General features: G+C 52.2%; 11 protein-coding genes. 3 read left to right on the top strand and 8 right to left on the bottom strand.

All coding sequences use genetic code 11. The annotated features are described in order from the left end of the window. Positions 1-3 precede the first annotated feature (3 nt). The 6 genes from KZZ10_RS00580 to KZZ10_RS00555 all read right to left on the bottom strand — a co-directional run bounded on the left by KZZ10_RS00580 (position 4) and on the right by KZZ10_RS00555 (position 6,382). Positions 4-1,290, bottom strand: a complete 1,287-nt coding sequence (locus tag KZZ10_RS00580) for a type II and III secretion system protein family protein (protein ID WP_259659548.1) — start codon at positions 1,288-1,290, stop codon at positions 4-6. Then, on the bottom strand, positions 1,287-2,156 hold the full coding sequence (gene cpaB, locus KZZ10_RS00575) for a Flp pilus assembly protein CpaB (protein WP_259659547.1): 870 nt from the start codon (positions 2,154-2,156) through the stop codon (positions 1,287-1,289). Before cpaB ends, KZZ10_RS00580 begins: the two co-directional genes overlap by 4 nt. A 10-nt stretch (positions 2,157-2,166) precedes the next feature. Further along, complete coding sequence (locus KZZ10_RS00570; RefSeq protein ID WP_259659546.1) at positions 2,167-2,883, bottom strand: hypothetical protein; 717 nt, start codon at positions 2,881-2,883, stop codon at positions 2,167-2,169. Between the two features lie 576 nt (positions 2,884-3,459). Next, entirely contained in the window at positions 3,460-4,794 is a 1,335-nt protein-coding gene (locus KZZ10_RS00565) for a hypothetical protein (protein WP_259659545.1), read from the bottom strand. Positions 4,795-4,856: 62 nt separating this feature from the next. Next, on the bottom strand, positions 4,857-5,156 hold the full coding sequence (locus KZZ10_RS00560) for a hypothetical protein (RefSeq protein WP_259659544.1): 300 nt from the start codon (positions 5,154-5,156) through the stop codon (positions 4,857-4,859). A gap of 95 nt (positions 5,157-5,251) precedes the next feature. Next, positions 5,252-6,382: a DSD1 family PLP-dependent enzyme gene (locus KZZ10_RS00555; protein ID WP_259659543.1), complete on the bottom strand. Its 1,131-nt coding sequence runs from the start codon at positions 6,380-6,382 to the stop codon at positions 5,252-5,254. A gap of 141 nt (positions 6,383-6,523) precedes the next feature. Between KZZ10_RS00555 and KZZ10_RS00550 the strand changes: the two genes are divergently transcribed. Then, a complete protein-coding gene (locus tag KZZ10_RS00550; protein ID WP_259659542.1) occupies positions 6,524-7,408 on the top strand; it encodes a lysophospholipid acyltransferase family protein in 885 nt (294 codons plus the stop codon). Here the strand turns inward: KZZ10_RS00550 and KZZ10_RS00545 are convergent. Next, positions 7,405-8,349 carry a PaaI family thioesterase gene (locus KZZ10_RS00545; RefSeq protein ID WP_259659541.1) on the bottom strand — a complete coding sequence of 315 codons (945 nt, stop codon included), beginning with the start codon at positions 8,347-8,349 and terminating at the stop codon, positions 7,405-7,407. The two genes, KZZ10_RS00550 and KZZ10_RS00545, sit on opposite strands and share 4 nt — an antisense overlap. A gap of 41 nt (positions 8,350-8,390) precedes the next feature. Then, positions 8,391-9,362, bottom strand: a complete 972-nt coding sequence (locus tag KZZ10_RS00540; protein ID WP_259659540.1) for an NAD(P)H-dependent flavin oxidoreductase — start codon at positions 9,360-9,362, stop codon at positions 8,391-8,393. A 183-nt stretch (positions 9,363-9,545) separates the two neighbouring features. Here KZZ10_RS00540 and KZZ10_RS00535 point away from each other — a divergent pair, with 183 nt between their 5' ends. Both KZZ10_RS00535 and KZZ10_RS00530 read left to right on the top strand, forming a co-directional pair. Next, positions 9,546-10,532: a Bug family tripartite tricarboxylate transporter substrate binding protein gene (locus KZZ10_RS00535; protein ID WP_259659539.1), complete on the top strand. Its 987-nt coding sequence runs from the start codon at positions 9,546-9,548 to the stop codon at positions 10,530-10,532. A gap of 12 nt (positions 10,533-10,544) precedes the next feature. Next, entirely contained in the window at positions 10,545-11,372 is an 828-nt protein-coding gene (locus tag KZZ10_RS00530; protein ID WP_259659538.1) for an SDR family NAD(P)-dependent oxidoreductase, read from the top strand. Positions 11,373-11,440 lie beyond the last annotated feature (68 nt).

Here is an 11,440-nt window from a genome sequence, read left to right as displayed (position 1 = left end):
ATCCTACTCCCACTGGTCCGCGAATGGAGGGGTCCCCGACTCGCTCGGCAAAGGACCCCACTGACTATCGAAAATATCGAGCGCTTTCTCTTTGACCTCCGCGCGAACAGCGTTATTGAGCCTAACCCCTTCAGGAAAGTTACTATCCAAGAGCGCTTTCGCATTAGACGTTCGCTGCAACAAGTCAGCATTGGTTGCATCCACTACGATTGGCGTCACGAATATGGCGAGTTCGGTTTGTGTGCGATGTGCGCGATTAACCCCGAAAAGATGACCTAAAACCGGAACTTCGGACAAACCTGGCACTCCCTCGCTCTCCTGAGTGCGCTCGCGCGAAATAAATCCGCCAAGAACAAGCGTCTGTCCAGAGCGCACATTGAAATCTGTGGAGGCTCGTCTGACCTTTAGTGCAGGTCCTGCTGCCGAGGCCAAACTTTGATCCACCGTGCTCACTTCGATTTCGATCTTTGACCGCACTCCAAGATTCTTGCCAACGTGTGGTGTGATATTCAAATGAACACCGTACTTTTTAAAGGTCGTATGCGCCTTTCCGTCTTTATCTTGTGTCGTGTAAGGGACCTCGCCGCCAGCAGAGAAGCTCGCAGTCGATCCACTACGTGCAAGCAGTTGAGGCTGCGCAAGCACAACCGCCTCTCCTGCCTTTGATAACGCTGCAAGTCGCGCCGAAACGAGCGCCGTCAACGCGAATCGGGTTGATTGCATACCAAGAGAGGCGTTGGTGTCCCAACGCACTCCAAGCTCGCGCATGCGAGCCGTTGGAATTTCAATCACTTGCACATCTAACATCACCATTCGATCCCAGTCTGAGTGATTGGTAAACTCCAGCAAGTCTGGATAGCGTGCAACCAAGCGCGAAATCGTCGCCTGTTCCTTATCCGACAGGTCGACTCCTTCAATAATTAGTCGACCCGAAACCAGCGTAGCTCGGGCGCCTGGAATGGCGCTAAGTATTGCCATCGCGTCCTTTAACACACGACTATGTCCTTCGGGTCTGACCTGAACTCGGTAGACCACATGTGCGGTCTCAGATATCCACGCGGTAACAGTTGTTGTGCCACTGCGTTTGCCAAACAGAATTCCCTCGGAAGGACTAAGTGCTGATGCCTGTACGACCTGACTATTACCGACTGCAATACGCTGAATGCTAGGATGTCGGATAACGAAGGATGCGCCCACCTCAAGCTCGATATCGCGTACCGGACTGGCACACGCCATTGCACACAGTAATGTCAATACCAGTGCCGAGCCTCCAAACAAACTGTGTTTCATCTAAGCGCATCCAATCTGCTGTTGTGTTCGCCTGCAGGATTATTGAATCCTAAGCCGGAGGCATCGGGATCGCCCTCAAGTCGATCTCCATAAATGACCCGAATGGGTTCGCTGGTCTCGGCTTGACGCAAACCAAGTATCTGCTCCAAACTCACCAGCCCTGGCTCAAGCCCCGTGGAGGTTTCTGGAGCAATGTCCGCGCTCATCGTCGCACTAATCACTCCGCTCTGCCTGGCAGCTACCAGTCGAATCGAGTCGGTCGAGGACACCGCGACGGTGATGGTTGAGAATCGAGACTCATTCTGATCTTCTCGCACACTCGTATCGCTTGTAATACGGTCTGTTGCAAGTACTTCAACCGACTTCAAGAGAAGAGCGGTGACACGTTTTCCGAGATGCTCAAACGACACAAATATATCGATATAGTCACCTGGGTTAATCAACCCAGACATCGCATTGACGGGATCTACCTGTAGTGTCACCGCGCGTAAGGTGGGCTTCAAACGCTTTGCTAGCGTGGGCACGGCCGGCTCAGCAAGCGCACTGGCATTGACCCACGCACCGGCCTGAAGATCTGCGCGTAACCGCTTTCCAATCACTGCATCGACTTCATGAGCGAACAAAGCGTCATTGGCAACACCTTGTGCTTGAAAAGAATGTTCCGAGAGGTCCTCTGCTTGAATAATCGTGTCGCGCTTTAGCTCGCGCGAGGCCACTAACAAACGCACATACTCCACACTATTCAGTTTCTCAAGCTCACGCGTTTTGTTTGTGATGTGACTTCCAATCGCCCAGGCTGAGCAACACCCTAGGGCGATAGATAACGCTAGCAACAACCATCTTTTATGTCGCTCGTTCGAAAGCATTTCCCCGCTCCTAGTGACTAATGATGAAAAGCATTGTGTGTCCGTGCGCATCCAGAATCTTGAGACGAAGTTGACTCAACGCTTTTGTGGCGAGCATCGAGTACGCATGCCTTGTTGACTTAGCTGCCAGTCGCTCGCCCTCAACAAGCCATCCAGCACTCTTGAGTCCTGTAGAGACCGCGACAGCCAATGCGGATGAGGTCAGCCAGCTTGAGTAAACCATCGAGTAGGTCGGTGCTGTACGCGCATAATCAACAGCAAAAAATATCGAGCGAAGTCCCATCGATGCGTTGATCCACTCAATCAATGACGTCGGCGGTCGCTCAGCACCATGACAAGTCGCCGCGGATGCCTGAGATGCGGTTCGGTTGTTATTGATCAGTATTGAATAGAAGCCTTCTACGGACGACTCGGACGCAGCCCATAGGCTAATCAAGGCAAGGTTTCCGTCGTTTTCCCAATGCACCAACATGTAATTTGTATCGATCTCGCTCAACGAGCCCTCAGGAATGCTGCTTGCAACCTTACTCATCGCACGGCTAATGTTCAGGCGTCCTGTTAGTCGGTAAAGTGTCAACTCAAATCCTTGAACGCACATACGCTCGACTACCGCTTGATATTTCAAGTCCGGCGCAAGAGCCGACACCACCTCATGCGCCTTTACCGAGACCATGTTTGCGGTGCAAAGTGCAAGTAAGCAGACTTGACTGAAACGGATCGCTTTCATAACGCTATCGCTTTCGTGGCGCCGGCGGAACCACGTCACTCCATCCGTCGAGCCAATTGCTTTTTGGTTTTCCCCTTCGCCACACAGCATCGATAGGAACCGTTCGGGAAGCTGTCTGCATTGCAATACGCTGGCTAGGTCCAGCGACCGACCCCCAGAAGTGCCGTGAGTTTGCAATATTGGTATGGGCTGACTGGCTACTCTTAGCCTGACCTGTTCCAAGGTACGTATAACTCAATCGGTGTATTTCACTGACAATGCGTCCGTTGCCAAGAAGCATGTCTAGTGGGAGGTGTCCCCGCGTTTTTGTGGATGTGGCCCGATGCAACATCCCCGACAAGCCGCCTAAGAGCTCATTCTCTAAACCCTTACGATTTCCTATCGCTCGTTCCTCATCGCTTTCGGTGGAGATACGTCCTTCACCCATAAAAACAAGTAGTGTGCTTTCTTGCAGTGCCCCTAAGGTTAGCTGGCGCAGGCTCGCAGTCTTGTGCAGGCAGCACACAAGCAAACCCAAGGCACCAATTGCAAGCACCGCCTCTGTAAGACCTTGCCCACTCTGCCGGTGTGAAAGGGTCATTCGTCTAAGCCTCGTGTTGGCACCCGAACTAATCTCGCTTGCCAAAACGGCAGGAAGAGACTGGGCGCCTGTGGCCGCGACCGAGTCCCGTCAGTCGGATTGACGAAATGCGCCTCGGCTGCAGCAGAAGAACTTAACCTAGGAAAATCACGCCAGCGTTGGACGACCTGGATAGCAAGAGTCGCTGAGGTTTTGGAATTGGCTGGATTGATGCGCGCATAACGAGCCCGTGAATTGCTTCGCCACACAACAGGGGCTTGATTCGCCCAACGTGCGGCAAGGGGATTTCTCGACCCACCAAAGAGATTCCATCCAGTCCATGCTCGCTCACCGACCCAGCGCCAAAAAGGCTTGTGTGTAAATGATTGCATGGGCTCATTTTCATCAAAGGCGCTTGATGTAGACACTGGATCGACACTCGTTTCAAGCTTCGCCCAGCCCATCGGATACTCTCGGTAATAGCAACCGATATAGCGGTTAAAGCGCACCGCATGGAAAGACTGGGTCTCTTCGCTTTGCCAAACTCCGTTGTTTGACAGTTGCAAGCTTGTGCGGCGCCGAAGTTGGTGTTGCCTCCATGGACAGCGAATATTAATGCCATTGAAGCTGCGGACGATCGACTTGCGATCATCCAGAAATCGATAGCGGTTCCTAACCGCCTGAAACATTTGATACCACTCGTCATCCGATGTCAGACGACTAGTCACAAAGCCTCGGGTTTCATCTTGCAACACACGATAATTCACACCAAGTTCTTCGAGTGAGTTTCCTCTGACATCAGAACCATTTTTTCCAAGGTTAGCCACGAGCGTTGTATTCAGTACGCGTGCCGTCTCCGCAGCCGTGTCAATCCTAGACTGTCGAATGTTTTCTAATACTGTCTGTATTAATTGATCGTGCTGACTAAAGGCACGATGCAGCGCATTACGATGCAACGTATCGGTTGACCCTCCTCGCTTAGAGGAAAGATAGGCCGCTGCATACTGTGGCCCAAAGCGAAAACCAAGTAATGCCGGCGGCGGATTTCGTACGGTAGACTGTCGCGCCAAACGTGAGCGAAAGCGTTCGGCTGATCCAAGCGCAAACAAGTGAAGCTGCGCAACCTGGTGTGCTAGTTGCGCTCGGTTTAAATAAGCATGAATATTTAGGTTGCGCGCGTACATGAGCGCGGCGCTATAAACGGCCGCATCAGTCGCACGATGCAGTGCGCTTTTGTTGTGTATCCAGCTACCCACCTTCAACATTAAAAACCAGGCCAAGGCACACAGCGCAAGCATGCCCACGCCAACCAGCAGCGCTTGCCCGCTCTGCTGGTTGGCGCGCGGGTGCATAGCGCTGGCATTAAGAGGCCAGCCAGAGTATTTATTGCTGAAGATCACGATCTGCCGCAGCCCTACCTGCTCGCCTTATCCGCGTTTCCAGTGAAATCGCTCAGGGATTTGCGTTTGGCCTGCTCTTTAGCGCCTTGGGCAGCAGTTCTAGCTGTACGCGTTTCTTGTGTGCCGTCTTCTCCGGCGAGCTCCTTGGCAATCGCGGCAGTTTGTGCGCGCAACACCTGGCCAAAGTACTGATAAACAGCAATCGCCGCGACGGCGACAAGCGCGACGATAATGATGTACTCGGTCATACCTTGACCGCTCTGCGCGCGTTGTTTTGACTTCTGAAGATTTCTGGACTGAAAGTGTGCACTCATCAATAACTCACCACATGAATTAACGTGTGATGAGTGTGATGCAAGTCACAATACAGTTCAATCCGCAGATCACCGCATAGCTATTTTGATCAGGCTTACCAACCGTAAAAACGACTCCAAGTCGTCACAGCACCGGTAGCCGCTAGCGCTTGATACTCCGGAAACTGAGCGCCTGTGGCGCAGGCATGATTTGGCAAGACACGAAGCTGAGTCCCCACAGGGAATCGCTTTACGATGTCTAAATCAGGCTCACCAGCCCGAGAGATAATGCCATGTTCTTGGTTTGCACCGGAGATAACATAGCCCTTTAGCGCGTTACCACTCTCATCACAGACCTGACCATAACCATAATCTGTTGTTTGCTTTTGTGTGCCACGATCTCGACTCATCGCCATCCATCCCGCATCAACGATCGCCCAGCCCTTCTCCTCTTGGTGACCAATCACTGTCGTCAGCACACTTAACGCGATATCCTCAATGTCGCATACACCCACGTTATGCATAACCAGATCAAAGAAAACGTAGACGCCGGCCCGCACTTCAGTCACTCCATCTAGACTTCTGGCCGCCAAGGCGGTGGGCGTTGACCCAACACTTACCACGGGGCAAGCAAAGCCTGCGGCACGGAGGCGCTCAGCAGCATGCACGCATCCTGAGCGCTCTTGCTCTGCCATGTTTGCCAAGGATTCAGGCGTGTTGAGATCGTAACTTGAGCCAGCGTGCGTCATCACACCGTGAATAGCCATCCCACCATCAGCAAGCACTTTTGCGACGTTCAATAAGGATGCCGCATCCGGCTTGATCCCCGAACGATGATCATCGGTATCAATCTCAATGAGTACCTTAAAAACGAGACCCTTCGCATTTGCAAAATCAACAATCGCCTGCGCGCTTGGCACGCTATCAGTCAATATTTTTAAGTCGCAACCTTTGCTTAGGAGCGCAGCCGCTTGGGGCAGCTTATTCCCAGCGATTCCCACAGCATAGAGAATGTCATGTACCCCCGCATCAAAAAACTGTTCTGCTTCTTTCAGTGTTGAAACAGTAATTCCTCGGGCTCCCGCCTGGACTTGGGCCTGTGTCACTTCAACACACTTTGAAGTTTTCACGTGTGGTCGAAACGCCACGCCAAGCCGATTTGTCTGTGACTGCATGCGGTCAATATTTTGTTGCATACGTTTGACATCAATCAAGGCAACGGGCGTAATAAGATCAGACAGCTTCATGAATAGATCCAAGAAAGGTTAGAGAGGGCTCGATGCCTTATTTTATCGTTAAGGCATTATGATGTGGCCTGTTGCGTCAAAAGTGTGCGATCGCGACACAAACGCTCCTCTTTGCTTCCTTATAAATTACGTTTACACAACATGCTTCAAAAAATCGGCCCTCCGGTTGTTACCGTGATCTTTAAGCTGCTTGGCGCTCTCCCGTTGACGCTACTTCAGACGTTGGGTAGATTTTTTGGATGGATCGCGTGGTGTGTACCAGGGAGCTATAAAGAATCCGCCGCTAGAAACCTGCGTCAGGCCTATCCAGACTACAGCCCGCTGATGCTCCGCGCCGCCATGATTAACGTCGGCCAATTAATGTTTGAGATGACCTTTTGGTGGACTCGACGCGACGAACCCGCTTTGGATGCATTATTACAATGTGATAACTGGCAACAATTCGATGAAGCGCTCGCACTCGAGAAAGGCGTGATATTGCTATCACCGCATCTCGGCTGTTTTGAGTTGCTAGGCCCTATCTTTGGTGCACGATATCCGGCGACCGTACTCTTTAGACCACCAAGAATGGCATGGCTTACCGCTTGGATCATCGAAATGCGCTCGCGCCGTCAACTGACGATGGCACCGGCGAATCAAAGTGGTGTGCGAACACTAGTCAAAACCCTACTGCGCGGGCGGATAATCGGCATCTTACCGGACCAGGTTCCTCCTGACGGCGAAGGGGTGTGGGCACCTTTCTTCGGAAAGCCGGCGTACACCATGACACTTGTTCAGCGGTTGCAGAAGCTTTCAGGAGCCACGATTTTTGTTCTGGCGGCAGAAAGAAACGCGGTTGGGAAAGGCTACCTGCTTCACTACAAGCGACTTGAGGCCTCTCTTCCCGATGATGCACAATCGGCGGCGACGATCATCAACCAAGAAATGGAAGGGATGATAAATAAGATGCCCGAGCAATACCTTTGGGGTTACAACCGCTACCGCACACCAAAAACCAAAGCAACAAAACAATTACCAGGAAACTAGACTCGACGGGCGTGCGTAGACAGCACTTCCAGTGCAAGCTTTCCAGACCCCGATCTGACCGATGTTTTTACCACCGCCGTCATTCGACCACGATGAATAATCACAGCCTGGGCCCCAATGACTTCGCCTTCGCCTGGACTGATATAAGTTGCGGTAACACCTGACAGCAACCACTCGTCCCCCAGTGCGGCCCTCGCACAAACCATACCAATCGCAAGAATAATGCCTCCTTGCACATGTCCAACTCGATTGCCGATGTGGGGTCCATTCTGTACATCACATTCGGCTCCTGTTTCGGACGAACGGGGATACAAATTTAAAAAATGCGATAAGAAATTTTGTCCTGTCTGCTGCGTCTCTTGCACCGACTGTCGTACACGGTCAAGTATCCACTGCTCAGTTCCATTCAGGCTCGTGAGGTCAAGCGGGGGGTTAGCGGGCGGCTTTTGCGCGACCCAGGGGACCGGAGGCAAGATTGTCCCCTCAGGCATCGGCAAAATCATGAAGGCGGCACTCCCAATCGCCACCAGATCATCACCACTCATCAACCGCGTTTGACTAATACCCTGACGACCTTGCACGCCTCGCAAATGCGCTTGAGAATAGCTTGTCGCGACGAGATTACCTCGTGGCTCAGCTCCGGTAAATTGTAGCGACAGCGAAACAGTCGCCGTACGATGGCGATCTCCGATGTTGTAGCGCAAACAAGTCGCTAGTCCCATATCAGCAAGAATCGCCTGTACAACGGTGTGGATCTGCCCATCTACCCCCACACTCTGCCCTTCCGGTGCGACGTGGACTATCGAGTGATCCTGATCAGCAGAGTCATAAGAAAAATCAAAAAAATTTCCGCAAAAGCTGTAACCAGGTGTGCGGTTTAACGCAATCGCTCTAATCGCTTTTTTTACGATCGCGTGGTCGTTCATAGTTGAAACAGTCATGTCGAGTTACTTTGAGAAAACAAACAAAAGAAGCCGTAAAACTAACTTTCAATAAGAAGCATCAACCGTTGCTTGATGATGTGTTCAGCTTCATCCACAATTCGCTGCACCAGCTGAGCACAAGTGGGAATGTCATGAATCAGGCCCTGAACCATTCCAACCGTCCATATGCCGCCTTCGGTATCACCTTCTTCGTAAACTGCACGTCCCTTTGCGCCCGCGACTTTTGGGCCAATCTCTTGAATAGTCGCGCCTGCCTTCTCCATGTCGATGATGCTCTGCGCAAGTTGAGTGCGAGCGACACGACTGCTGTTACGCAAGCTTCGCAAAATCAATGCCGTATCGGTCTCTGCATTCTTTACGATGGCCTCTTTGATATTGAGGTGTGCAGGCGACTCTTGAGTACACATGAATCGCGTACCCATGTTGATCCCTTCTGCACCCAGCGCAAGCGCTGCCACAAGCCCTTTACCATCGCCAAATCCACCTGAGGCGATGACGGGAATAGACAACTTTGCAACGGCTGAAGGGATCAAAATCAAACCAGGAATATCTTCTTCTCCTGTATGCCCAGCACATTCAAAACCATCGATACTGACCATATCCACACCGATTTGCTGAGCTTTCAAGGCGTGCCTGGCAGTCGTGCACTTATGGATCACTGTGATGCCTGCTTCTTTAAGCGCAGGCATATGTGCCGAGGGGTTGTTGCCCGCTGTTTCCACAATGCGAACACCCGAGGCAATGATGACATCGCGATAGGCCTCGTAGGGGACCGGCTTTAGCGTGGGCAAAAAGGTGAGATTGACCGCAAATGGCTTGTCTGTCAGTGTTCGGACCCGGGCGATCTCATCGCTCAACGCTTCCGGTGTGGGTTGGGTCAACGCGGTTAAGGTGCCGAGTGCACCAGCGTTTGAGACCGCAGCGACAAGCTCGGCACGCCCAATCCACTGCATCCCCCCTTGAATAATGGGATGCCGAATTCCGAGGGCTCTGGTAAGAGCTGTATGCATATTCTTATCTTCCTGTAGGTCTTGGATGCCGTTGCGATGTCACACACCCAAATAGGCTCGAAATGTTGCGCCGCAGCAATATTTTTAGATTGATTTCCCTTATCCTAGCCGACATGAGTACCTCAGACAACTGATACACAAACGACGCGAGCGATCAGCGGCCGAAGAACACACACGGAGATCATGATGAAAAAGAGCAGTACGAAACGAATTCTTAACCTAATAGCAGCTCTTGGCGTTGTGACACTAGGCTTTAGCGGCGTTGCCCAGGCACAGTTTCCCGACAAGCCTATTCAGTTCATTTCCCCATTTGCAGCTGGTGGAGCGAACGACTATCTGACTCGCCTCATGGCACAACATATGGGACCGATTCTGAAGACAACGATCGTTGTGGAGAATAAATCGGGTGCTAATGGCATCGTTGGCGCAACGTTCGTTGCGAAAGCGGCACCCGATGGCTACACCGTATTGATGGGCAACAGCGCGACCCAAGGCACGAACCCTAGCCTCTACCCCAATACGCCGTATGACGCCATTAAAGATTTTGCTCCAATCAGTATGGTGGGCTTTGTCCCGTTAGTGATGGTTGTCGACCCTCGTCTAGGCATCAATACGGTTGCTGAGCTTCTTGCCTATGCGAAGAAGAATCCTGGCAAGGTCGCCTTTTCAAGTAGCGGCATTGGCTCGACTGGCCATCTTGCTGGCGAAGCCTTTAAAGCGGCCTCGGGTATCGATATGATCCATGCTCCTTACAAAGGTGATGCCCCCGCCATAGGCGACGTCGCTGCGGGACAGATTGCACTGTCCTTTGTTGGCGTGGCCTCAGCGACGTCGCTGTACAAAGGTGGCAAAGTTAAGGTGTTGGGTGTAGCAAGCTCGCGGCGCTCCTCCTCGATGCCAGATGTGCCAACCTTTGCAGAGGCGGGGTACAAGATTGAAGTGTCTCAATGGTACGGGTTGTTTGCACGCGCTGGTACACCACCCGCCACAATCGAAAAAATGAATGCCGCAGCAAAAGTCGTTCTTGCGCGTCCAGAAATACAAGAAGCCATTGTTAAACAAGGCGCAGAACCTGAGTACTCGAGCGCTGCACAACTTGGGTCCTTCGCACAGTCTGAAATTGAGCGGTTCGGAGCAATCATCAAGCGTCTCGATATTAAAGTGCAATAAACGGAGTCGGTTGTGGACTTAGAGTTATCGGGAAAGATTGTTTGCATCACCGGAGCGAGCGAAGGCATCGGTCTCGCTTGCGCACGTGTTTTTGCCTCGGAGGGTGCGCACGTCATTATTTGCGCCCGTCGCCCTGACAAGCTTGAACAAGCAGTGAAGGAAACAATATGCTCGAACGGTGCAACCATCGAGGGATTTCAAGCAGATGTCACGAAGGTCTCCGATATCGAGGCGTTGATTGCACATATCAACACGCGCTACGGACGACTCGACGTGCTCGTGAACAATGCAGGAACCGGTATTTACAAAGGGTTCGCTGACGTGACTGATCAGGAGCTCCTAGATGGAATGTCAATTAACTTTTTCGCGCAGTTCCGAGTGTCACAGCGCGCTCTACCACTGCTGAAGCGCTCTGCGTTCCCATCAATCATCAACATTTCAGGGCGCACAGCGTTGCGGGGGAACTTCCCACCAGGGTCAAGCTGCACGGGGCCGGCGAAAGCTGCTGAGGTCAGGTTCTCAACCGACCTCGCCACAGAGCTTGCTGAGTTCGGTATCCGAGTAAACTGCGTCATTCCTGGGGTAGTGAAATCGGAAGAGCGACTACGACTCTGGGAGGCGCAGGCCAATGGTGGCGCATGGAAGGCCGAGGCCATTGACAAGCGCGACGCCCTCGAAAGTGTGGCAGTCCCAAAGGGTCAGCGCTGGGGGGAACCGCAGGACATCGCGCATGTTGTCGCTTTTTTTGCTTCCACACGAGCGATATACGTCAACGGTGCAGCGCTAACCGTTGACGGTGGTCCCCATACCAAATCCTATGTCTCGCAGTTGTATGCGTAAAACAATTGTTTCTTTTCTCAATTACTTGCTTCCTTCACCACATCACCACTCAGTCGAGCGCTCCTCAC

The organism is Zwartia hollandica, assembly GCF_019923725.1.
GTDB classification, from domain to species: domain Bacteria; phylum Pseudomonadota; class Gammaproteobacteria; order Burkholderiales; family Burkholderiaceae_B; genus Zwartia; species Zwartia hollandica.
This window is presented reverse-complemented; position numbering and strand designations above follow the sequence as displayed.

Excerpts from the sequence above, each read along its gene's own strand:
- KZZ10_RS00565 (WP_259659545.1), bottom strand. The coding sequence starts at position 4,794 with ATGCACCCGCGCGCCAACCAGCAGAGCGGGCAAGCGCTGCTGGTTGGC.
- cpaB (WP_259659547.1), bottom strand. The coding sequence starts at position 2,156 with ATGCTTTCGAACGAGCGACATAAAAGATGGTTGTTGCTAGCGTTATCT.
- KZZ10_RS00555 (WP_259659543.1), bottom strand. The coding sequence starts at position 6,382 with ATGAAGCTGTCTGATCTTATTACGCCCGTTGCCTTGATTGATGTCAAA.
- KZZ10_RS00560 (WP_259659544.1), bottom strand. The coding sequence starts at position 5,156 with ATGAGTGCACACTTTCAGTCCAGAAATCTTCAGAAGTCAAAACAACGC.
- KZZ10_RS00580 (WP_259659548.1), bottom strand. The coding sequence starts at position 1,290 with ATGAAACACAGTTTGTTTGGAGGCTCGGCACTGGTATTGACATTACTG.
- KZZ10_RS00540 (WP_259659540.1), bottom strand. The coding sequence starts at position 9,362 with ATGCATACAGCTCTTACCAGAGCCCTCGGAATTCGGCATCCCATTATT.
- KZZ10_RS00550 (WP_259659542.1), top strand. The coding sequence starts at position 6,524 with ATGCTTCAAAAAATCGGCCCTCCGGTTGTTACCGTGATCTTTAAGCTG.
- KZZ10_RS00545 (WP_259659541.1), bottom strand. The coding sequence starts at position 8,349 with ATGACTGTTTCAACTATGAACGACCACGCGATCGTAAAAAAAGCGATT.
- KZZ10_RS00570 (WP_259659546.1), bottom strand. The coding sequence starts at position 2,883 with ATGAAAGCGATCCGTTTCAGTCAAGTCTGCTTACTTGCACTTTGCACC.
- KZZ10_RS00535 (WP_259659539.1), top strand. The coding sequence starts at position 9,546 with ATGATGAAAAAGAGCAGTACGAAACGAATTCTTAACCTAATAGCAGCT.